This is a genomic window from Streptomyces sp. NPDC087901 (assembly GCF_044742205.1).
In the GTDB taxonomy this organism is placed as follows: Bacteria; Actinomycetota; Actinomycetes; order Streptomycetales; family Streptomycetaceae; genus Streptomyces.
Genome location: NZ_JBIUUC010000003.1, coordinates 586,226 through 608,281, shown reverse-complemented (window position 1 = coordinate 608,281; position 22,056 = coordinate 586,226). Strand labels below are relative to the sequence as shown.

Genomic DNA, 22,056 nt, shown 5'->3' with positions numbered 1-22,056 from the left:
CACACATGGGACTCGAAGAGAAGCTGCCCAGCGGCTTCGTGCTGACCACTGTCGAGCAGGCCGCCGGCTGGGTACGGAAGTCCTCCGTCTTCCCGGCCACCTTCGGCCTCGCCTGCTGCGCCATCGAGATGATGACGACCGGGGCCGGTCGCTACGACCTGGCCCGGTTCGGCATGGAGGTCTTCCGCGGATCGCCGCGGCAGGCGGACCTGATGATCGTGGCGGGGCGGGTCAGTCAGAAGATGGCGCCCGTCCTGCGGCAGGTCTATGACCAGATGCCGAACCCCAAGTGGGTCATCTCCATGGGGGTTTGCGCGTCATCGGGCGGAATGTTCAATAATTACGCCATTGTTCAGGGTGTTGATCATATTGTCCCGGTTGATATCTATTTGCCGGGCTGCCCGCCGCGGCCCGAGATGCTGATGGACGCGATCCTCAAACTCCACCAGAAGATCCAGGGCTCCAAGCTCGGGGTCAACGCGGAGGAGGCCGCCCGTGAGGCGGAGGAAGCGGCGCTCAAGGCACTGCCCCTGATCGAGATGAAGGGGCTGCTCCGGTGAGTGAGAACGACAACGGCGCCGCGCAGAACGGCAGCGGCGTGCCCGCCCCGCGCGACGAGCACGGCGAGGTCATCGGCGTACGCAAGGGCATGTTCGGCGCCAACAACGGCGGTGACACCTCCGGCTACGGCGGCCTCGTCCGCACCATCGCTCTGCCGGGCGCCACCGCGCGCCCCTACGGCGGCTGGTTCGACGAGGTGGCCGACGAGCTCGAAGGGGCCCTGGAGGAACAGGGACTGCTGCCCGGCAACGCCATCGAGAAGACGGTCGTCGACCGCGACGAGCTCACCTTCCACATCGCCCGCGAGCACCTGCCCGCCGTGGCCCTGACGCTGCGCGACGACCCGGCCCTGCGTTTCGAGCTCTGTACGGGGGTGAGCGGTGTCCACTTCCCCGGTGACAAGGGACGCGAGCTGCACGCCGTCTACCACCTGCGCTCGATCACCCACGGCCGGCTCATCCGGCTGGAGGTGTCCGCGCCGGACGACGACCGGCACATCCCGTCCCTCGTCGCGGTCTACCCGACCAACGACTGGCACGAGCGCGAGACGTACGACTTCTTCGGGCTCGTCTTCGACGGGCACCCCGCCCTCACCCGGATCATGATGCCGGACGACTGGCAGGGCTTCCCGCAGCGCAAGGACTACCCGCTCGGCGGCATCGCCATCGAGTACAAGGGCGCCCAGATCCCGGCTCCGGACCAGCGGAGGTCGTACTCCTGATGACCACTCCCCACGCAACGCCCAGGGCCACGACCGAGGGGACTGTATATACAGTCACCGGCGGCGACTGGGACGAGGTCGTCGAGTCGGCGGCCAAGTCCGACGACGAGCGCATCATCGTCAACATGGGTCCCCAGCACCCGTCCACGCACGGCGTGCTCCGGCTGATCCTGGAGATCGACGGCGAGACCGTCACCGAGGCCCGCTGCGGCATCGGCTACCTCCACACCGGCATCGAGAAGAACCTCGAATTCCGGAACTGGACGCAGGGCACCACCTTCGTCACGCGCATGGACTACCTGACGCCGTTCTTCAACGAGACGGCGTACTGCCTGGGAGTCGAGAAGCTCCTCGGCATCGAGGACCAGATCCCCGACCGGGCCACCGTCCTGCGCGTGCTCCTGATGGAGCTCAACCGGATCTCCTCGCACCTGGTGTGCATCGCCACCGGCGGCATGGAGCTCGGCGCCACGACGATCATGATCTACGGCTTCCGCGATCGTGAACTGGTTCTCGATCTCTTCGAGCTGATCACCGGCCTCCGGATGAACCACGCGTTCGTCCGCCCCGGCGGACTCGCCCAGGACCTGCCCCCGGGCGCGGTCGACCAGCTGCGCGAGTTCGTGAAGACCATGAAGAAGAACCTGCCGGAGTACGACAAGCTCGCCACCGGCAACCCCATCTTCAAGGCCCGCATGCAGGACGTCGGCTACCTCGACCTCACCGGCTGCATGGCGCTCGGCGCCACCGGCCCGGTCCTGCGCTCCGCCGGACTCCCGCACGACCTGCGCAAGACCGATCCCTACTGCGGGTACGAGAACTACGAGTTCGACGTCCCCACCGCCGACAGCTGCGACTCCTACGGCCGCTTCCTCATCCGTCTGGAAGAGATGCGCCAGTCGCTGCGGATCGTCGAGCAGTGCATCGACCGGCTCGCACCGGGCCCGGTCATGGTCGCCGACAAGAAGATCGCCTGGCCCGCGCAGCTCGCGCTCGGACCGGACGGACTCGGCAACTCGCTCGACCACATCAAGAAGATCATGGGCACCTCCATGGAGGCCCTGATCCACCACTTCAAGCTGGTGACCGAGGGCTTCCGGGTCCCGGCAGGGCAGGCGTACACCGCCGTCGAGTCGCCCAAGGGCGAACTGGGCGTGCACGTCGTCTCGGACGGCGGCACCCGCCCCTACCGGGTCCACTTCCGCGACCCGTCCTTCACCAACCTCCAGGCCATGGCAGCGATGTGCGAGGGCGGCCAGGTCGCCGACGTCATCGTCGCCGTCGCATCCATCGACCCCGTGATGGGAGGCGTCGACCGGTGACCGAAGCACGCAGCGAAGTCAGTCTGGGGATGCCGCAGCTCCCCGCCCCCGCCTACCCGGCCGAGGTGCGCGCCAGGCTCGAAGCGGATGCGAAGGAGGTGATCGCCCGCTACCCCGGCAGCCGCTCCGCGCTGCTGCCGCTGCTGCACCTCGTGCAGTCGGAGGAGGGATACGTCTCGCGTACGGGCATGGCGTTCTGCGCCGACGTGCTCGGCCTCACCACCGCCGAGGTCACCGCGGTCGCCACCTTCTACACGATGTACCGGCGCAGGCCGAGTGGCGACTACCAGGTCGGCGTCTGCACCAACACGCTCTGCGCGGTGATGGGCGGCGACGCCATCTTCGACCGGCTGAAGGACCACCTCGGCGTCGGCAACGACGAGACGACCGAGGACGGCAAGGTCACCCTCGAACACATCGAGTGCAACGCGGCCTGCGACTTCGCGCCCGTCGTGATGGTCAACTGGGAGTTCTTCGACAACCAGACGCCCGAGAGCGCCACGCAGCTCGTCGACGACCTGATCGCCGGCCGCACCGTCGAGCCGACCCGCGGCGCCCCGCTGTGCTCGTACAAGGAGACCGCCCGCATCCTGGCCGGTTTCCCCGACGAGCGCCCCGGCGCCGTCTCGGCGTCCGGTGGCGCGGGCCCCGCCTCGCTCATCGGCCTGAAACTGGCCAAGGGTGAGGCCGGTCCGCAGCCCCGCGTGGTGGGCCCGCGCGGCGTGAGCCCGCGCGACGAACCGCAGAAGGGCGCCGAACACCTCAGCTCCCACGACGCACCACAAGAGACCTCGGCCTCCGACCCGGACCACCCGGCCGGTCCCGCCGCCGAGGAGGGGGAGTGATGACGTTGGCCGCCGAAATCGACAAGAACGGGACCAGTCCCGAGAAGCTTCTCGCGCCGGTCCTGTCCGCCTTCTGGGACCAGCCGGAATCCTGGACCCTGGAGACCTACCGCCGCCACGAGGGGTACGAGGGGCTGCGCAAGGCCTTCGCCATGTCTCCGGACGACCTCATCGCGTACGTCAAGGACTCCGGTCTGCGCGGCCGTGGCGGCGCCGGCTTCCCCACCGGGATGAAGTGGCAGTTCATCCCGCAGGGCGACGGCAAGCCGCACTACCTGGTGGTCAACGCCGACGAGTCGGAGCCCGGGACCTGCAAGGACATCCCGCTCCTCTTCGCCAACCCGCACAGCCTGATCGAAGGCATCGTGATCGCCTGTTACGCGATCCGCTCCTCGCACGCCTTCATCTACCTGCGCGGCGAAGTCGTCCCCGTACTGCGGCGGTTGCACGAGGCCGTGCGCGAGGCGTACGAGGCGGGCTATCTCGGTACGAACATCATGGGCTCCGGACTCGATCTGGAACTCACCGTGCACGCGGGCGCCGGTGCGTACATCTGCGGTGAGGAAACCGCACTGCTCGACTCGCTCGAAGGACGCCGCGGCCAGCCCCGGCTGCGCCCGCCCTTCCCGGCGGTCGCCGGCCTGTACGCCTGCCCCACTGTGGTGAACAACGTCGAGTCCATCGCCTCGGTTCCCTCGATCCTGAACAAGGGCAAGGACTGGTTCAAGTCCATGGGCAGCGAGAAGTCCCCGGGCTTCACGCTGTACTCGCTCAGCGGCCATGTCTCGGGACCCGGCCAGTACGAGGCCCCGCTCGGTATCACGCTGCGCCAGCTCCTCGACATGAGCGGCGGCATGCGCCCCGGTCACCGGCTGAAGTTCTGGACCCCGGGCGGCTCCTCCACTCCCATGTTCACCGAGGAGCACCTCGACGTGCCCCTCGACTACGAGGGCGTCGGCGCCGCCGGATCCATGCTCGGCACCAAGGCGCTCCAGTGCTTCGACGAGACCACCTGTGTGGTCAGGGCCGTCACCCGCTGGACCGAGTTCTACGCCCACGAGTCCTGCGGCAAGTGCACGCCATGCCGTGAAGGCACCTACTGGCTCGTCCAGTTGCTCCGTGACATCGAAGCCGGCAAGGGCCAGATGTCAGACCTCGACAAGCTGAACGACATCGCCGACAACATCAACGGCAAGTCGTTCTGCGCCCTCGGCGACGGCGCGGCCTCGCCGATCTTCTCCTCGCTGAAGTACTTCCGCGAGGAGTACGAGCAGCACATCACCGGCAAGGGCTGCCCCTTCGATCCCGCCAGGTCGACCGTCTGGGCCGACGACAAGAACGCATCCCAGGGGGTGAACGCATGACAGTCACCACGAGTGCGCCCTCCGGGGGCGGCGAGGCGGCGCTCCCGCCCGAGGACCTGGTCACGCTGACCATCGACGGCATCTCGATCAGCGTGCCCAAGGGCACCCTGGTCATCCGGGCTGCCGAACTCCTCGGCATCGAGATCCCGCGCTTCTGCGACCACCCGCTCCTCGACCCGGCCGGCGCCTGCCGCCAGTGCATCGTCGAGGTCGAGGGCCAGCGCAAGCCGATGGCGTCCTGCACCATCACCTGCACCGACGGCATGGTTGTCAAGTCGCAGATCACCTCGCCGGTCGCCGACAAGGCGCAGCGCGGCGTGATGGAGCTGCTGCTCATCAACCACCCGCTGGACTGTCCGGTCTGCGACAAGGGCGGCGAGTGCCCGCTGCAGAACCAGGCGATGTCGCACGGCGACGCGACCTCCCGCTTCGACGGGAAGAAGCGGACGTTCGAGAAGCCCGTCCCGATCTCCACCCAGGTGCTGCTGGACCGTGAGCGGTGCGTGCTCTGCGCGCGCTGCACCCGGTTCTCCAACCAGGTGGCGGGCGACCCGATGATCGAGCTGATCGAGCGCGGCGCGCTCCAGCAGGTCGGCACCGGCGAGGGCGACCCGTTCGAGTCGTACTTCTCCGGCAACACCATCCAGATCTGCCCGGTCGGCGCGCTGACCTCGGCGGCGTACCGGTTCCGCTCCCGCCCCTTCGACCTGGTGTCGACGCCCTCGGTGTGCGAGCACTGTGCGGGCGGCTGCGCCACCCGCACCGACCACCGGCGCGGCAAGGTCATGCGGCGGCTCGCCTCCAACGACCCCGAGGTCAACGAGGAATGGCTCTGCGACAAGGGCCGCTTCGGCTTCCGCTACGCGCAGCAGCGCGACCGGATCACCACCCCGCTGGTCCGGGGCGAGTCCGGTGAGCTGGAGCCGGCGAGCTGGCCCGAGGCGCTGGCCGCCGCGGCCGCTGGACTCTCCGCGGCGCGCGGCAGGACCGGCGTCCTCACGGGCGGCCGGCTGACCGTCGAGGACGCGTACGCGTACAGCAAGTTCGCCCGGGTAGCCCTGGAAACCAACGACATCGACTTCCGGGCCCGGGTGCACAGCGGCGAGGAGGCCGACTTCCTGGCCGCCCGCGTCGCCGGACGCGGACGGGACCTGGACGGCAGCGGTGTCACGTACACCTCGCTGGAGAAGGCCCCGACCGTGCTGCTGGTCGGGTTCGAGTCCGAGGAGGAGGCGCCCGGCGTCTTCCTGCGGCTGCGCAAGGCGAACCGCAAGCACGGCCAGCGCACCTTCGCCGTCGCCTCGCACGCCACCCGCGGCCTCACGAAGGCGGGCGGCACGCTGCTGCCCGCCGCCCCCGGCACCGAGACGGAGTGGCTGGACGCGATCGCGGGCGGTGTCGGCCTCGACGGCGACGGTGCCGTCGCGGCGGAGGCGCTGCGCGGTGCGGGCGCCCTGATCGTGGTGGGTGAGCGGCTGGCCGGTGTGCCGGGCGGGCTGACCGCCGCGGTACGGGCGGCGACCGCGACCGGCGCCACCCTGGTGTGGATTCCGCGCCGGGCCGGCGAGCGCGGTGCGGTGGAGGCGGGCGCGCTCCCGTCGCTGCTGCCCGGCGGCCGTCCGGCCACGGACCCGCGGGCCCGGGACGAGGTGGCGGCCGTGTGGGGCGTCGCCGAACTCCCGTCGCGCTTCGGCCGCGACACCGGTCAGATCGTCGAGGCCGCGGCCACCGGCGAACTGGGCGCGCTGCTCGTCGCCGGGGTCGAGACGGCCGACCTGCCCGATCCGGCCCGGGCCCTGGAGGCCCTGGACCAGGTGGGCTTCCTGGTCTCCCTGGAGCTCCGGCCCAACGAGGTCACCGACCGCGCCGACGTGGTGTTCCCGGTGGCCGCGGTCGCGGAGAAGTCCGGCACCTTCCTCAACTGGGAGGGCAGGGCGCGGATGTTCGAGGCGGCGCTGAAGCCCGAGCAGATGACCCGCAACGTGGCCCCGGACGACGCCCGGGTGCTGCATATGCTGGCCGACGCCCTCGACGTCCACTTCGCGCTGCCGGACCTGAAGTCCGTACGCCGCGAGCTGGACCGGCTCGGCGGCTGGCAGGGCACGCACGCGGACGATCCGCGCGCCTCGGCGCAGCCGCTGCCCCGGCCCGGCGACGGCGAGGCCATCCTCGCGGGCCACCGGATGCTGCTCGACCTCGGCCGGCTCCAGGAGGGCGACGAGGCGCTGGCCGGGACCCGGCACGCCGCGGTCGCCCGGCTCTCCGCCGCCACCGCGGCCGAGACGGGCGTCAAGGACGGCGATCTGCTGGCCGTTTCCGGCCCGGCGGGCAGCGTGCAACTGCCGCTCCAGGTCACCGAGATGCCGGACCGGGTGGTCTGGGTGCCGCTGAACTCCGTCGGGCGGGGTGTCCCGGCCGACACCGGTGCCCAGCCCGGCGGCCCGGTCCGGATCGGCCCCGCCGCACCCGGCATTTCCGACGTCACACCGGAGGTGGGGGCGTGAGTGCCTTCGCTCAACTGGCCGCGGGTCCGCACGGCGCCGTGCTCGCCGCCGAGGACCTGTCGATGTTCGGCACCGACCCCTGGTGGCTCGTCGTCATCAAGGCGGTCTTCTGCTTCGCGTTCCTGATGGTGACCGTGCTCTTCTCCATCGTGTGGGAGCGCAAGGTCGTCGCCTGGATGCAGCTGCGCATCGGCCCCAACCGGCACGGCCCCTGGGGCATGCTCCAGTCGCTCGCCGACGGCATCAAGCTGATGCTCAAGGAAGACGTCATCGTCAAGCGGGCGGACAAGGTCGTCTACGTCCTCGCCCCGATCATCGCGGCGATCCCGGCGTTCATGGCGATCGCGGTCATCCCGTTCGGACCGTCCGGCAACGAGGTCTCGATCTTCGGGCACCGTACGGCGATGCAGCTCACCGACCTGCCGATCGCGATGCTCTACATCCTCGCGGTCGCCTCGGTCGGGATCTACGGCATCGTGCTCGCGGGCTGGTCCTCCGGCTCGACGTACCCGCTGCTCGGCGGCCTCCGTTCCTGCGCGCAGATGATCTCCTACGAGATCGCGATGGGCGCCGCGTTCGCCTCGGTCTTCCTCTACTCCGGGTCGATGTCGACCTCGAAGATCGTGGAGGCCCAGGAGGACCGCTGGTTCATCATCCTGCTGCCGGTCTCCTTCATCATCTACATCGTCACGATGGTCGGTGAGACCAACCGCGCCCCGTTCGACATGCCGGAGTCCGAGGGCGACCTGGTCGGCGGCTTCAACACCGAGTACTCGTCGATCAAGTTCGCGATGTTCATGCTCGCCGAGTACGTCAACATGGTGACCGTCTCCGCGGTCTCCACGACCCTGTTCCTGGGCGGCTGGCGGGCCCCGTGGCCGATCAGCACCTTCTGGGAGGGCGCGAACCACGGCTGGTGGCCGATGCTCTGGTTCGTCCTCAAGGTCCAGCTGCTGCTGTTCTTCTTCATCTGGCTGCGCGGCACCCTCCCCCGGGTCCGCTACGACCAGCTGATGAAGCTGGGCTGGAAGGTCCTGATCCCGGTCTCCGTCGTCTGGCTGATGCTGGTCGCGACGGTGCGGGCGCTGCGCAACGAGGGCTACGACTTCTCGAAGATCCTGCTCTACGTGGCCGGGGCCGTGATCGCGGTCCTGCTGATCTCCTTCGTGGTCGACATCTTCCGCGACAAGAAGGGCCGGGAAGCCGCGGCCCAAGCGGAACCGGAGCCGGCGTTCGACCCGATGGCGGGCGGATTCCCGGTGCCGCCGCTGCCCGGACAGACCTTGCCGCCCGTGCCGCGGCGCAGGCCGCGCCGCGAGCGCGAGCTCGTTGTCAGTGGCGGCGTGGATACTCAGAGTGACGGAAATCCGAGTGACGGAAAGGAGGCCGACGGTGTCTGAACTGTCTGAGTCGCCGGGGTCCAAGAGGCCGGCGAAGTCCGCGCAGGCTTCCGGGTCCTCGGATTCTTCGGAAGAGAAGTTCCAGAATCCCGTGGCCGGCTTCGGCGTGACCTTCAAGGCCATGTTCAAGAAGCGGCTGACCGAGCAGTATCCGGAGACGCCGAAGGTGACGGCGCCGCGCTTCCACGGCCGGCACCAGCTCAACCGCCACCCGGACGGCCTGGAGAAGTGCATCGGCTGCGAGCTGTGCGCCTGGGCCTGCCCGGCGGACGCGATCTACGTCGAGGGCGCGGACAACACCGACGAGGAGCGCTACTCCCCGGGGGAGCGCTACGGCCGCGTCTACCAGATCAACTACGCGCGCTGCATCCTCTGCGGACTGTGCATCGAGGCCTGCCCGACCCGGGCGCTGACGATGACCAACGAGTTCGAGCTCGCCAACACCACCCGCGAGAGCCTCATCTACACCAAGGACGAGCTGCTCGCGGGCCTGGAGGAAGGCATGGTCGACAGCCCGCACGCGATCTTCCCAGGCACGGACGAACAGGACTACTACCGGGGCCTGGTGACCGAGGCCGCCCCCGGTACGGAACGCCAGCTCGCCGTCTCCAAGGGCGAGAAGCCGGACGACGGGGACAGCGAGAGCAACGGCGCGGCACGGGAGGTGGACGCATGACCGGCCTGGCCGCAGCGGCCTCCCAGACCTCGACCGGTGAGGCCTTCCAGTTCTGGGTGCTGGGCACGGTCGCCGTGATCGGCGCCCTGTCCACCGTACTGATGAAGAAGGCCGTGCACAGTGCGCTGAGCCTCGCCGGGACCATGATCATCCTGGCGGTGTTCTACCTCGCCAACGGCGCCTACTTCCTCGGCGTCGTCCAGATCGTCGTCTACACGGGCGCGATCATGATGCTGTTCCTCTTCGTGGTCATGCTCGTCGGTGTCACGGCGGCGGACTCGCTGAAGGAGACCCTCAAGGGTCAGCGCTGGCTGGCCGCCGGCTGCGGGCTCGGTTTCGGCGTCCTCCTGATCGCCGGTATCGGCAACGCCTCGTTGAACAGCTTCAACGGACTCGGCACGGCCAACGCGGAGCACGGCGGAAACGTGGAGGGGCTCGCCAGCCTCATCTTCACCAAGTACGTCTTCGCCTTCGAGATCACCGGCGCGCTGCTGATCACTGCGACGGTCGGCGCGATGGTGCTCACGCACCGCGAGCGCACCGAACGGGCCAAGACCCAGCGGGAGATGTCCGAGGACCGCGTGCGCAGCAACCACCTGCCGCCGCTGCCCGCACCCGGCGTCTACGCCCGGCACAACGCCGTGGACGTCGCCGGACTGCTTCCGGACGGCACACCGTCCGAACTCACCGTCATGCAGACGCTGCGCAAGCGCGGCCAGATGCGCGATGTGTCCCACGAGTCGCTGGCCGGCCTCAAGGCACTGGAGCAGCGCTCCAGTGAGCGGCTCGGCCGGGACACCGCAGAAGAAGAGGAGGTCGCCAAGTGAATCCGGTCAACTACCTCTATCTCGCCGCTCTGCTGTTCACCATCGGCGCGGCCGGGGTGCTGATCAGGCGGAACGCGATCGTGGTGTTCATGTGCGTGGAGCTGATGCTCAACGCCTGCAACCTCGCGTTCGTGACCTTCTCCCGGATGCACGGCAATCTCGACGGCCAGATCATCGCCTTCTTCACGATGGTCGTCGCCGCCGCGGAGGTCGTGGTCGGGCTCGCGATCATCGTGTCGCTGTTCCGTTCCCGCCACTCGGCCTCGGTCGACGACGCCAGCCTGATGAAGCTGTAGAGGGGCGCTGGACCCAATGAACGCAGAGAATCTGATTGCGCTGCTCGTCGCGGCGCCCCTGCTCGGAGCGGCGGTGCTGCTCTGCGGCGGCCGACGCCTTGACCGCGTGGGTCACTGGCTCGGCACCGCGCTCGCCGCCGCCTCCTTCGTCGTCGCGGTGGTGCTCTTCCTCGACATGCTGGGGAAGAGTGCCGACGACCGCGCGCTGCACCAGTTCCTGTTCAGCTGGATTCCGGTCGAGGGCTTCCAGGCCGATGTGGCCTTCCAGCTCGACCAGCTGTCGATGACCTTCGTACTGCTGATCACCGGTGTGGGCACGCTGATCCACATCTACTCGATCGGCTACATGGAGCACGACGAGCGCCGGCGTCGCTTCTTCGGCTATCTGAACCTCTTCCTCGCGGCGATGCTGATCCTGGTCATCGCCGACAACTACCTGCTGCTGTACGTCGGGTGGGAGGGCGTCGGTCTGGCGTCGTACCTGCTCATCGGCTTCTGGCAGCACAAGCCCAGCGCGGCCACCGCCGCGAAGAAGGCCTTCCTGGTCAACCGGGTCGGCGACATGGGCCTGTCGATCGCGATCATGCTGATGTTCACCACCTTCGGCACCTTCGCCTTCGGCCCCGTCCTGGACGCCGCCGAAAGCGGCGCGACGAGCGAGGGCAAGCTGACGGCGATCGGCCTGATGCTGCTGCTCGCCGCCTGCGGCAAGTCGGCCCAGGTGCCGCTGCAGTCCTGGCTCGGTGACGCGATGGAGGGCCCGACCCCGGTCTCGGCCCTGATCCACGCCGCCACCATGGTGACCGCGGGCGTCTACCTGATCGTCCGCTCCGGCGCGATCTTCAACGGCGCTCCGGACGCCCAGCTGGTCGTCGTGGTCGTCGGTGCGGTCACGCTGATCTTCGGTGCGATCGTCGGTTGCGCGAAGGACGACATCAAGAAGGCCCTCGCCGGGTCGACGATGTCGCAGATCGGCTACATGATCCTGGCCGCCGGGCTCGGCCCGATCGGCTACGTCTTCGCGATCATGCACCTGGTGACGCACGGCTTCTTCAAGGCCGGGCTCTTCCTCGGCGCCGGTTCGGTCATGCACGGCATGAACGACGAGGTCGACATGAGGAAGTTCGGCGGCCTGCGGAAGTACATGCCGGTCACCTTCGTCACCTTCGGGCTGGGCTACCTCGCGATCATCGGCTTCCCCGGTCTGTCCGGCTTCTTCTCCAAGGACAAGATCATCGAGGCGGCCTTCGCCAAGGGCGGCACCGAGGGCTGGATCCTGGGAGCCGTGACCCTGTTGGGCGCCGCGATCACCGCGTTCTACATGACGCGCGTGATGCTGCTGACGTTCTTCGGCGAGAAGCGCTGGCAGCCCGACGCGGAGGGCCACGAGCCGCATCCGCACGAGTCCCCGAAGTCCATGACCATCCCCATGATCGTCCTGGCGTTCGGCTCGGTCTTCGCCGGAGGCTTCTTCTCCATCGGCGACCGCTTCCTGCACTGGCTGGAGCCCGTCACCGGTCACGACCACGGGGACGCCCCGGTCAGCGCGACCACCGTCACGGCCGCCACCATGGTGGTGCTCGTCATCGGTGTCGCCATCGCCTGGGCGATGTACGGGCGCAAGCCGGTGCCCGCGGTCGCCCCGCGCGGCTCGCTGCTCACCCGGGCGGCCCGTCGCGATCTGTTCCAGGACGACTTCAACCACGTGGTCCTGGTCCGCGGCGGCGAGCACCTCACCCGATCCCTGGTCTACGTCGACCACTCCCTGGTCGACGGCGTCGTCAACGGCACGGCCGCCTCCATGGGCGGGCTCTCCGGCCGGCTGCGCAAACTGCAGAACGGCTACGCCCGCTCCTACGCGGTCTCGATGTTCGGCGGTACCGCGGTCGTCATCGCCGCGACCCTGCTGATGAGGGCGGTCTGATCACATGTCCTTTCCCCTCCTGACAGCGACGGCGGCGCTCCCGGCGATCGGCGCGGTCGCCACCGCCGCCGTCCCGGCGGCCCGGCGCGCCGCCGCCAAATGGCTGGCGCTCGCCTTCTCGCTGGGCACCCTCGTCCTGGCGGGCATCGCGCTCGTCCGGTTCGAGCCGGGCGGCAGCCGCTACCAGCTCACCGAATCGCACGCCTGGATCAAGGACTTCGGTGTGCGGTACGAGCTGGGGGTGGACGGCATCGGGCTGGCGCTCATGGCGCTCACCGCCCTGCTGATCCCCTTCGTCATCCTGGCCGGCTGGCACGACGCCGACCCCCTGGAGACGAGCTCCTCGCGCTGGCGCCCCACGCAGGGATTCTTCGCCCTGATCCTGATGGTCGAAGCGATGGTGGTCCTCTCCTTCGTGGCCACCGACGTCTTCCTCTTCTACATCCTGTTCGAAGCCATGCTCATCCCGATGTACTTCCTCATCGGCGGCTTCGGGGACCGGGCCCACGCCGGCAGTGACGAGAACGCCGCCGCGCAACGCTCGTACGCGGCAGTCAAGTTCCTCCTCTACAACCTCGTCGGCGGCCTCATCATGCTGGCCGCGGTGATCGGGCTCTACGTGGTCACGGGGACGTTCTCGCTCACCGAGATCGCCGAGGCCCGCGCCGACGGCTCGCTCTCCATGGCGACGAGCACCGAGCGGTGGCTCTTCCTCGGGTTCTTCTTCGCCTTCGCGGTGAAGGCCCCGCTGTGGCCGCTGCACACCTGGCTGCCCAACGCCATGGGCGAGGCGACCACCCCGGTCGCCGTGCTGATCACCGCGGTCGTGGACAAGGTCGGCACCTTCGCGATGCTGCGCTTCTGTCTCCAGCTCTTCCCGGAGGCCAGCAAGTGGGCCACCCCGGTGGTCCTGGTCCTGGCGCTGATCAGCATCATCTACGGGGCGCTGCTCGCCGTCGGCCAGCGCGACATCAAGCGGCTGATCGCCTACGCGTCGATCTCGCACTTCGGCTTCATCATCCTGGGCATCTTCGCGATGACCAGTCAGGGCCAGTCGGGCGCGACGCTCTACATGGTCAACCACGGCATCTCGACCGCCGCGCTGATGCTGGTGGCGGGCTTCCTGATCACCCGGCGCGGTTCGCGGCTCATCGCGGACTACGGCGGAGTGCAGAAGGTGGCGCCCGTCCTGGCCGGCACGTTCCTGATCGGCGGTCTGGCCACGCTGTCGCTGCCAGGGCTCGCCCCGTTCGTCAGCGAGTTCCTGGTCCTGGTCGGCGCGTTCGCGGCATATCCGGCGGTCGGCATCATTGCCACCACCGGCATCGTGCTCGCCGCGATCTACGTCCTCGTCCTCTACCAGCGGACGATGACGGGACCGGTCAAGGCCGAGGTCCAGGGCATGGCGGACCTCAAGGTCCGCGAGCTGGTGGTGGTCGTCCCGCTGATCGCTCTGCTGATCTTCCTGGGTGTCTACCCGAAGCCGCTGACGGAGATCGTCAACCCGGCGGTGCAGCACACCATGTCGGACGTACAGAAGAAGGACCCCCAGCCCGAGGTGGAGGCCGCCAAGTGAGCGCAACAGCTGTCCACAGCCTGTGGACAATGGCGAGCGGGGTGACATCGGCCGCCCCGGACGAGAAGTTCAAGGCCCCGGTCATCGAGTACACCCAGCTGACCCCGGTCCTGATCGTGATCGGAGTCGCCGTCCTGGGCGTGCTCGTCGAGGCCTTCGTGCCGCGCCGGGCCCGCTACTACACGCAGGTCTTCCTGACCGTCGCGGCCCTGGTCGCCGCGTTCGCCGCGGTGATCGGCCTGGCGGCCGCCGGATACGGTACGACAAAGGCACACATCACCGCGATGGGCGCCATCGCCGTCGACGGACCCGCCCTGTTCCTTCAGGGCACCATCCTGCTGACGTCGCTGGTCGCCGTCTTCACCTTCGCCGAGCGGCGGCTCGACCCCGAGTCCCACGGCAGCCGCGTCGACTCGTTCGCCGCGCAGGCCGCGTCGGTCCCCGGCAGCGACAGCGAGAAGGCCGCAGTCAAGGCCGGGTTCACCACCACCGAGGTCTTCCCGCTCGTCCTCTTCTCGGTGGCCGGCATGCTGGTCTTCCCGGCGGCCAACGACCTGCTGACGCTCTTCGTGGCGCTGGAAGTCTTCTCGCTCCCGCTCTACCTCCTCTGTGCCGTCGCCCGCCGAAAGCGGCTGATGTCACAGGAGGCCGCGGTGAAGTACTTCCTGCTCGGCGCGTTCTCCTCGGCGTTCCTGCTCTTCGGGATCGCCCTGCTCTACGGGTACGCGGGCTCCGTCTCGTACGCCGAGATCGCCACCGTCGTCGACGGCTCCATCCAGCAGATCGACCCGGCGCTCGCCGACACCATGGGCAACGACGCGCTGCTGCTCATCGGCGGCGCGATGATCCTGACCGGTCTGCTCTTCAAGGTCGGCGCCGTCCCGTTCCACATGTGGACCCCGGACGTCTACCAGGGCGCCCCGACCCCGGTCACCGGCTTCATGGCCGCGGCCACGAAGGTCGCCGCTTTCGGCGCGCTGCTGCGCCTGCTGTACGTGGTGCTGCCGGGTCTCACCTGGGACCTGCGCCCGGTCATGTGGGGCATCGCCATCGTCACGATGGTGGGCGGTGCCATCGTCGCGATCACCCAGACCGACATCAAGCGGCTGCTGGCCTACTCCTCGATCGCGCACGCCGGATTCATCCTCGCCGGTGTCATCGCGGCCACCCCGCAGGGCATCTCCTCGGTGCTCTTCTACCTGGCCACGTACTCCTTCGTGACCGTCGGCGCCTTCGCCGTCGTCACCCTGGTGCGTGACGCGGGCGGCGAGGCGACGCACCTGTCGAAGTGGGCCGGGCTCGGGCGGCGCTCCCCGCTGGTCGCCGCGGTCTTCGCGGTGTTCCTGCTGGCGTTCGCCGGTATCCCGCTCACCTCGGGCTTCTCCGGGAAGTTCGCGGTGTTCAAGGCCGCGGCCGAGGGCGGTGCGGGCGGACTCGTCGTCGTCGGTGTGATCTCCTCGGCGATCGCCGCGTTCTTCTACATCCGGGTCATCGTGCTGATGTTCTTCAGCGAGCCGAAGGCGGACGGCCCCACGGTCGCCGTCCCGTCCCCGCTGACGATGACCACGATCGCGGTCGGTGTCGCGGTCACCCTGGTGCTGGGCCTGGCCCCGCAGTACTTCCTGGACCTGGCGAGCCAGGCCGGAGTGTTCGTGAGGTAGCCGGACGCACCACTGCTGGGACAGCGCCGGACGGGCTTGGAAGTCAAGCCCGTCCGGCGCTGTCGTAGGCGGCGCCTATCGTGGCAGGGGAGAGCGCAGGGACAGAACGGGACAGCCGTCGGGGGAACAGAGCGATGAGCATGACGGGCGGGACAGGCGTGACGGACATGACCACGGGCGTGACCGAGAGCGATGCGCGGCAGACGCTGCACCGGGTCTTCGGGTACGAGACGTTCCGCGGCGAGCAGGAATCGGTCGTCGACCATGTGGTGGCGGGCGGCGACGCCGTCGTACTCATGCCCACCGGCGGCGGCAAGTCCCTCTGCTACCAGATCCCGTCCCTGGTCAGACGGGGCACGGGCATCGTCATCTCCCCGTTGATCGCCCTGATGCAGGACCAGGTGGACGCGCTGCGGGCCCTCGGCGTGCGGGCCGGGTTCATCAACTCCACGCAGGACTTCGACGAGCGCCGCTCGATGGAGGCCCAGTTCGTCGCCGGCGAGCTGGATCTCCTGTACCTGGCGCCCGAGCGCCTGCGCCTGGACTCCACGCTCGGCCTGCTCTCCCGCGGCGAGATCTCCGTCTTCGCGATCGACGAGGCACACTGCGTCGCCCAGTGGGGCCACGACTTCCGGCCCGACTACCTGGCCCTGTCCGTGCTCGGCGAGCGCTGGCCCGACGTCCCGCGCATCGCCCTGACGGCCACGGCGACCGGTGCCACGCACCGCGAGATCACCCAGCGCCTCGGGATGCCCGACGCCAAGCACTTCGTGGCCAGCTTCGACCGGCCCAACATCCAGTACCGCATCGTGCCCAAGGCCGACCCGAAGAAGCAGCTGCTCACCTTCCTCAAGGAGGAGCACGCCGGGGACGCCGGCATCGTCTACTGCCTCTCGCGCAATTCCACCGAGAAGACCGCCGAGTACCTCTGCCGCAACGGCATCGAGGCCGTCCCGTACCACGCGGGCCTGGACGCCGGCACCCGCGCGACCCACCAGTCCCGTTTCCTGCGCGAGGAGGGCCTCGTCGTCGTCGCGACGATCGCCTTCGGCATGGGCATCGACAAGCCGGACGTGCGCTTCGTCGCCCACCTGGACCTGCCGAAGTCCGTCGAGGGCTACTACCAGGAGACCGGCCGGGCCGGGCGTGACGGAGCCCCGTCCACGGCCTGGATGGCGTACGGACTCCAGGACGTCGTCCAGCAGCGCAAGCTCATCCAGGGCGGGGAGGGCGACGAGGCGTTCCGCCGCCGGGCCGCCTCGCACCTGGACTCCATGCTGGCGCTCTGCGAGACCGTCCAGTGCCGCCGGGCCCAGCTGCTCACGTACTTCGGCCAGGAGCCCACCACGGCCTCCTGCGGCAACTGCGACACCTGCCTGACCCCGCCCGAGACCTGGGACGGCACGGTGGTCTCCCAGAAGCTGCTGTCCACGGTGGTCCGGCTGAAGCGGGAGCGCGGGCAGAAGTTCGGCGCCGGCCAGGTCATCGACATCCTGCTCGGCCGCAAGACCGCGAAGGTCATCCAGTTCGACCACGACCAGCTCTCGGTGTTCGGCATCGGTGAGGAGCTGGCCGAGGCGGAATGGCGGGGCGTCGTCCGGCAGCTGCTGGCCCAGGGCCTGATCGCCGTAGAGGGCGAGTACGGCACGCTCGTGCTGACGGAGGAGAGCGCGACCGTGCTCGGCCGGGAGCGCGAGGTGCTGCTCCGCAAGGAGGCCGCGAAGCCCGCTTCCCGCTCCTCCGCGAAGGGCGAGCGGAAGGCGAAGTCCTCGGCCGCCGCCGCCGAGCTCCCCCCGGAGGCGCTGCCGGTCTTCGAGGCGCTGCGCGCCTGGCGCGGCGCCCAGGCCAAGGAGCTGGGGCTGCCCGCGTATGTGATCTTCCACGACGCCACGCTGCGCGAGATCGCGACCCTGCGTCCGTCGTCGCTCGGCGAGCTGGGCGGGATCAGCGGACTGGGCGAGAAGAAGCTGGCGACGTACGGGGAGGGGGTGCTGGAGGTGCTGGCGTCGCTGGGGGAGGCCCCCGCCGCCCCGGAGCCGGCCCCGGTGACGGACGCGCCCCCGGCGCCCGTGCCCGCCCCGGCCCAGGCCGCTCCGGCCCCTGCGCCGGACACGGCCCCTGCGCCGGTTGCGGCCGCTCGCCCCGTGGTCCGGGACGCCGATCCGGAGTTCGGCTGGGACGAGGAGCCGCCGGAGTACGAGTGAGGATGGCGCGGGGTGCGGCGGAGCTGCTGCGGGTCCGCCGCCCGGCGGCCGCGAGACGATCGCGGTCAGATCGAGGCCGATGGTGAAGGGCGCGGAGCCAGTGACCGGCCGCAGGTCACACCCCGCCGGCTCCCATCGTGAAGTTCCGCCGGCTGCCCCCGGTCTCGTCCGACTTGTCCTGAACGACGTTGCGGTGCACCGCGTGGGCCGGCCACTGTTCGCGGACCAGTGACCGCATGGCCGAACGGGACGACCCGCCACCCCCGGTCACGTGCGGTTCGAGACCGGCAGCCGAGACGAGCGCGGCCAGCGCACGGCTGCGGTGGTCCGGGAAACCGGCTCGCTCGGCCGCCGCGAACCGCTCCCGGACCGCCCCCGCGTAGTTCTGCGGTCCGGCCGGGTGGCGATGGTAGGGGAACAGGCCGAGGAAGCGGCGGGTCTCCCGGACCAGGATGCCGCGCTGCACCAGGGCCGCCAGATACATCTCCTGGGCCGGCCGTCCGGCGCGCCGGACCCAGGCCCTGGCCGGCACCCCCGAACGCAGCCGGTCCTTACCCGGCGCCGGCAGGCTCCGCATCAGCGCGGCCAGCAGCGGATCGGACGGGTCCAGCGGGCTGGCCACCCGCACGTACGCGCGCTCCCCGGTGACCCGCCCCTGGAGCTCCAGCTCCGCCAGGGCCGCCCCGGCCATCGCGTACTCCAGGAAACGGACGCGGCAGTACGGTCGCCCGCGCTGCGGGTCCAGCGCGAGCAGCAGCAGTTCCTCGGGCAGAGTCGGTCCGGGTGGCGGCAGGGTCATGACGCGGGCACGATCCGTCCGGTCACCTCACCGAGACCGACCCGGGTGCCGTGAGGGCCAGGGGCCCAGGCCGTCAGCGTCACCGTGTCGCCGTCCTCCAGGAACGTCCGCTTGCCCTCCGGGAGTTCGAGCGGATCGCGCCCGTTCCACGTGAGTTCGAGCAGGGAGCCCCGCTGGGCCGGTTCGGCACCGCTGATGGTGCCGGAGCCGTACAGGTCACCGCTGCGCAGCGAGGCGCCGTTCACCGTCATCTGGGCCAGCTGCTGGGCGGCCGTCCAGTACATCGTGGAGAACGGCGGCTCCGCGACGACCTGGCCGTTGATCGCGACGGAGAGCCGGAGGTCGAAGCCGCCGGGCTCCTCCTCGTCCGCGTCGTCGAGGTAGGGCAGCAGCGGGAAGTCGCGTGCGGGCGGTGCGGTCCGGGCCGCGTCCAGGGCCTCCAGCGGTGTCACCCACGCCGATACGGACGTCGCGAAGGACTTGCCGAGAAAAGGGCCCAGCGGGACGTACTCCCAGGCCTGGATGTCGCGCGCCGACCAGTCGTTGAGGAGCGACAGGCCGAAGACGTGCTCGCGGAAGTCGGCGAGCGGCACCGGGCGGCCCTGCTCCGAGCCGACTCCGACGACGAATCCGACCTCGGCCTCGATGTCCAGCTTGACGGACGGGCCGAAGACGGGCGCCGGGTCGGCGGGGGCCTTGCGCTGCCCCGCCGGGCGCACCACGTCCGTACCGGAGACGACGACCGTGCCCGCCCGGCCGTGGTAACCGATGGGCAGGTGCTTCCAGTTGGGGGTGAGTGCGTCGCCGTCCGGGCGGAAGATGCGGCCGACGTTGGTGGCGTGGTGCTCGCTCGCGTAGAAGTCCACGTAGTCCGCGACCCGGTAGGGCAGATGGAGCGTCACGGAGTCGACGGGATGCAGGAGCGGTTCGATGTCCGCGCGGTGGGCCGGCACCGTCACCCAGGCGGTCAGCGCCCGGCGCACGTCGCTCCAGGCGGTGCGGCCCGCCGTGAGCAGGGCCATCAGGTCGGGCTGGGCCAGCAGTTGCGCATAGGGCGAACCCAGCGCGTGCGCGGCCGCACCGGCATCCAGCACATGGCCGCCGATGCGGACGCCGACCCGCCGCTCGCCGGGCCGGTCGGGGGTGGAGAAAACACCGTACGGAAGGTTGTGCGGGCCGAAGGGATCGCCCTCGGCCACGTCGAGCGGGCTGCTCTGCTCGGGCATCTGTTGCTGCCTCGCTTTCCAGGTCGCTTGGGGGGACACGTTACGTGGAGGACATCCCCCAACGGCAGTGCCCCAACCATCCCCAATGCCGGGAAAGTTACGCCATGTCCCCCGTACCGGAGAGACACGCGGGGACATGGCGGTTCTGTTCAGCCCGCCGTGCGCGGGATGCGCTTCTCCCAGGTCCGGTGGAAGACGACCTCGCCGCCCTCCTTGCAGACCACCTCGTTCGAGGTGATGAAGTCGCTCGCGTCGGCGGAGATCTCGGAGCGCGTCTCGACCAGCACGTCCCAGGCCATCTCCGGCCGGTGCAGCCGGATCGTCCAGTCGGAACGGGTGCGCGCGGAGAGCGGGTCGCTCTCCTGGATCGTGTACGTCTCCGCCGCGTCCTCGGTGAATTCCAGTCCGTCCGGGTAGACGCGCGTGCCGCCGTAGCGCGGGTCGACCTCCATCCGCCACTCGCCCTTGGCGACATCGCGGACCACCAGCCGCTCGGGGCGCTGCTCGTCGAGCGTGACGGGGAAGACGACGCCGAGCGGCTCCGACTGCTCGGGCTCCTCGAAGCGGATCGATGGGTCCTCGGTGTGCCGGCGCACCGGGAGTTCGACGAGGCTGCCGTCGGCCTCCAGGGTGAAGCCCTTCGAGCCGGCCTGCGGCCAGATCCACGGCCAGTACGAGGAGGAGACGGCGAGTCTGATCCGGTGGCCGGGCGGGAAGGTGTGCCCGATGCCGTTCAGCTCGAACGTCACGTCCTCGGTGGCGCCGGCGGGCCAGTCCTCGGTGCGGTCCCGGCCGTTGCGCGCGGCGAGGTTGAGTACGCCGCGGGTGACGAGGGTGGAGGAGCCGTCGGGGGCGACGTCGCAGAGCCGGGCGATCGCCTGGCCGCGCGGTACGTCCATCCGGATGCGCAGCTTCACCCGGGGGCGGCCCAGGATCTCGATCGGGGCGGCCTCGACCGGGAACTCGAAGCACACCGACTTGGCGTCCTCGTCACGCTGGTCGGGCGGCAGATCGGCGTCGTTGCCGAACGGGAAGAACCGTCCGGCGTCCACCCCGGTCTGCTGCGGCGAGTCGACGATCTGCGGCCCGCCCTGGAGGGCGTACGCGACCGGCGCGACGTTCTCCGAGGGCCAGCTGTTCTCCCCGACCCAGCGGCCGGGCAGCGTCTCGTAGACCGTGGCCGGCCGGTGCGACTCGCTGATCCAGGACCGCAGCAGCGGCTCCGCCATGACGCCGGTGTCCTTGTCCTTCAGGTGCTGGTCCCACCAGCGCAGCGTCTCCTGGAGGAATCCGATGCCTGGCCCCGGCGGGAGCCCGCGGTCGGGGTACTGGTGCGACCAGGGCCCGATCAGCCCGCGGACCTTCCCGGGGTCCAGGTGCTCGACGAGCCGGAGCACGGTGTCGCGGTACGGGTCGTGCCAGCCGCCGACCGCGAGGACGTTCGCCTCGATGGCGGAGTAGTCCTCGCAGACGCTGCCGTGCTTCCAGTAGTCGTCGCGCGTCTGGTGCGCCAGCCAGGTGTGGATGAAGGGGTCCACGGCTTCGAGCCGGTTCAGCCACATCTCCCGCCAGTCGTCGCCGACGTCGGCGGGATCGGGCGGCCGGCAGACGAAGGCCAGCATGGTCGCCGCCCAGGCGTGCATGTCCACGGCGAGGACCGATCCGCCCATGTAGTGGACGTCGTTGTCGTAGCGGTCGTCGGCCGAGCAGACGGTGACGATCGCCTTCAGCGGCTCGGGGGCGAGCGCGGCGATCTGGAGCGAGTTGAAGCCGCCCCACGAGATGCCGAACATGCCGACCCGGCCCGAGCACCACTCCTGCCGGGCCAGCCAGTGGATGACGGCGACCCCGTCGGCGAGCTCCGTCGCGTCGTACTCGTCGCCCGGCATCCCCTCGCTGTTGCCGTGGCCGCGCACGTCGACCCGGACCGAGGCGTAGCCGTGGCCCGCGTACCAGGGGTGGCGCTGCCAGTCGCGCGGCGCCGTCCAGTCGCTCAGCCGGTAGGGCAGGTACTCCAGCAGCGCGGGGACGGGTTCGTCCGTGACCGGCCGCCAGATCCGGGCGTACAGCTGGGTGCCGTCCGGGAGCGGGATATAGAGGTCCTCGCGGGTCGTCTCGTACGGGAACGCGGTCTGGATGTGCATGGGGGT

Annotated in this window: 17 protein-coding genes; 14 read left to right on the top strand and 3 right to left on the bottom strand. The window is 69.8% G+C overall.

What is annotated here, in order from left to right; genetic code table 11:
- The first annotated feature begins 5 nt into the window (after positions 1-5).
- The 14 genes from ACIOEW_RS12390 to recQ all read left to right on the top strand — a co-directional run bounded on the left by ACIOEW_RS12390 (position 6) and on the right by recQ (position 17,881).
- Positions 6-560 carry an NADH-quinone oxidoreductase subunit B family protein gene (locus ACIOEW_RS12390; protein ID WP_111337185.1) on the top strand — a complete coding sequence of 185 codons (555 nt, stop codon included), beginning with the start codon at positions 6-8 and terminating at the stop codon, positions 558-560.
- Positions 557-1,282, top strand: coding sequence for an NADH-quinone oxidoreductase subunit C (locus ACIOEW_RS12385; RefSeq protein WP_362550067.1), 726 nt, complete (start codon positions 557-559; stop codon positions 1,280-1,282). Before ACIOEW_RS12390 ends, ACIOEW_RS12385 begins: the two co-directional genes overlap by 4 nt.
- Positions 1,282-2,604 (top strand): NADH-quinone oxidoreductase subunit D, encoded by a 1,323-nt coding sequence (locus ACIOEW_RS12380; protein WP_350991962.1) that lies wholly within the window; start codon positions 1,282-1,284, stop codon positions 2,602-2,604. Before ACIOEW_RS12385 ends, ACIOEW_RS12380 begins: the two co-directional genes overlap by 1 nt.
- Before the next feature lie 29 nt (positions 2,605-2,633).
- Positions 2,634-3,449, top strand: a complete 816-nt coding sequence (nuoE, locus tag ACIOEW_RS12375) for an NADH-quinone oxidoreductase subunit NuoE (RefSeq protein ID WP_401963870.1) — start codon at positions 2,634-2,636, stop codon at positions 3,447-3,449.
- Positions 3,446-4,813: an NADH-quinone oxidoreductase subunit NuoF gene (gene nuoF / locus ACIOEW_RS12370; protein WP_401963533.1), complete on the top strand. Its 1,368-nt coding sequence runs from the start codon at positions 3,446-3,448 to the stop codon at positions 4,811-4,813. Before nuoE ends, nuoF begins: the two co-directional genes overlap by 4 nt.
- Positions 4,810-7,317 (top strand): NADH-quinone oxidoreductase subunit G, encoded by a 2,508-nt coding sequence (locus ACIOEW_RS12365; RefSeq protein ID WP_401963531.1) that lies wholly within the window; start codon positions 4,810-4,812, stop codon positions 7,315-7,317. Before nuoF ends, ACIOEW_RS12365 begins: the two co-directional genes overlap by 4 nt.
- The gene (gene nuoH / locus ACIOEW_RS12360) at positions 7,314-8,717 is read left to right on the top strand and encodes an NADH-quinone oxidoreductase subunit NuoH (protein ID WP_362550058.1); all 1,404 of its coding nucleotides are present in this window, start codon (positions 7,314-7,316) and stop codon (positions 8,715-8,717) included. Before ACIOEW_RS12365 ends, nuoH begins: the two co-directional genes overlap by 4 nt.
- Positions 8,710-9,393, top strand: a complete 684-nt coding sequence (gene nuoI, locus ACIOEW_RS12355) for an NADH-quinone oxidoreductase subunit NuoI (RefSeq protein ID WP_401963529.1) — start codon at positions 8,710-8,712, stop codon at positions 9,391-9,393. The genes nuoH and nuoI overlap by 8 nt, the downstream gene beginning before the upstream one ends.
- A complete protein-coding gene (locus ACIOEW_RS12350) occupies positions 9,390-10,220 on the top strand; it encodes an NADH-quinone oxidoreductase subunit J (RefSeq protein ID WP_401963528.1) in 831 nt (276 codons plus the stop codon). The genes nuoI and ACIOEW_RS12350 overlap by 4 nt, the downstream gene beginning before the upstream one ends.
- Positions 10,217-10,516, top strand: a complete 300-nt coding sequence (gene nuoK, locus ACIOEW_RS12345; RefSeq protein ID WP_018101339.1) for an NADH-quinone oxidoreductase subunit NuoK — start codon at positions 10,217-10,219, stop codon at positions 10,514-10,516. Before ACIOEW_RS12350 ends, nuoK begins: the two co-directional genes overlap by 4 nt.
- A 16-nt stretch (positions 10,517-10,532) precedes the next feature.
- Positions 10,533-12,440 carry an NADH-quinone oxidoreductase subunit L gene (nuoL, locus tag ACIOEW_RS12340; protein WP_401963527.1) on the top strand — a complete coding sequence of 636 codons (1,908 nt, stop codon included), beginning with the start codon at positions 10,533-10,535 and terminating at the stop codon, positions 12,438-12,440.
- A gap of 4 nt (positions 12,441-12,444) precedes the next feature.
- Positions 12,445-14,016 (top strand): NADH-quinone oxidoreductase subunit M, encoded by a 1,572-nt coding sequence (locus ACIOEW_RS12335; protein ID WP_401963526.1) that lies wholly within the window; start codon positions 12,445-12,447, stop codon positions 14,014-14,016.
- Positions 14,013-15,677 (top strand): NADH-quinone oxidoreductase subunit NuoN, encoded by a 1,665-nt coding sequence (gene nuoN / locus ACIOEW_RS12330; protein ID WP_401963524.1) that lies wholly within the window; start codon positions 14,013-14,015, stop codon positions 15,675-15,677. Before ACIOEW_RS12335 ends, nuoN begins: the two co-directional genes overlap by 4 nt.
- Positions 15,678-15,817: 140 nt before the next feature.
- Complete coding sequence (recQ, locus tag ACIOEW_RS12325; protein WP_362550131.1) at positions 15,818-17,881, top strand: DNA helicase RecQ; 2,064 nt, start codon at positions 15,818-15,820, stop codon at positions 17,879-17,881.
- A 115-nt stretch (positions 17,882-17,996) separates the two neighbouring features.
- On the opposite strand, the gene ACIOEW_RS12320 is transcribed toward recQ, so the two are convergent.
- The 3 genes from ACIOEW_RS12320 to ACIOEW_RS12310 all read right to left on the bottom strand — a co-directional run bounded on the left by ACIOEW_RS12320 (position 17,997) and on the right by ACIOEW_RS12310 (position 22,050).
- Positions 17,997-18,680, bottom strand: a complete 684-nt coding sequence (locus ACIOEW_RS12320; protein WP_401963522.1) for a GPP34 family phosphoprotein — start codon at positions 18,678-18,680, stop codon at positions 17,997-17,999.
- Positions 18,677-19,906 carry a fumarylacetoacetase gene (fahA, locus tag ACIOEW_RS12315; protein ID WP_362550045.1) on the bottom strand — a complete coding sequence of 410 codons (1,230 nt, stop codon included), beginning with the start codon at positions 19,904-19,906 and terminating at the stop codon, positions 18,677-18,679. Before fahA ends, ACIOEW_RS12320 begins: the two co-directional genes overlap by 4 nt.
- Positions 19,907-20,055: 149 nt before the next feature.
- Entirely contained in the window at positions 20,056-22,050 is a 1,995-nt protein-coding gene (locus tag ACIOEW_RS12310; RefSeq protein WP_401963520.1) for a CocE/NonD family hydrolase, read from the bottom strand.
- Between the last annotated feature and the right edge of the window lie 6 nt (positions 22,051-22,056).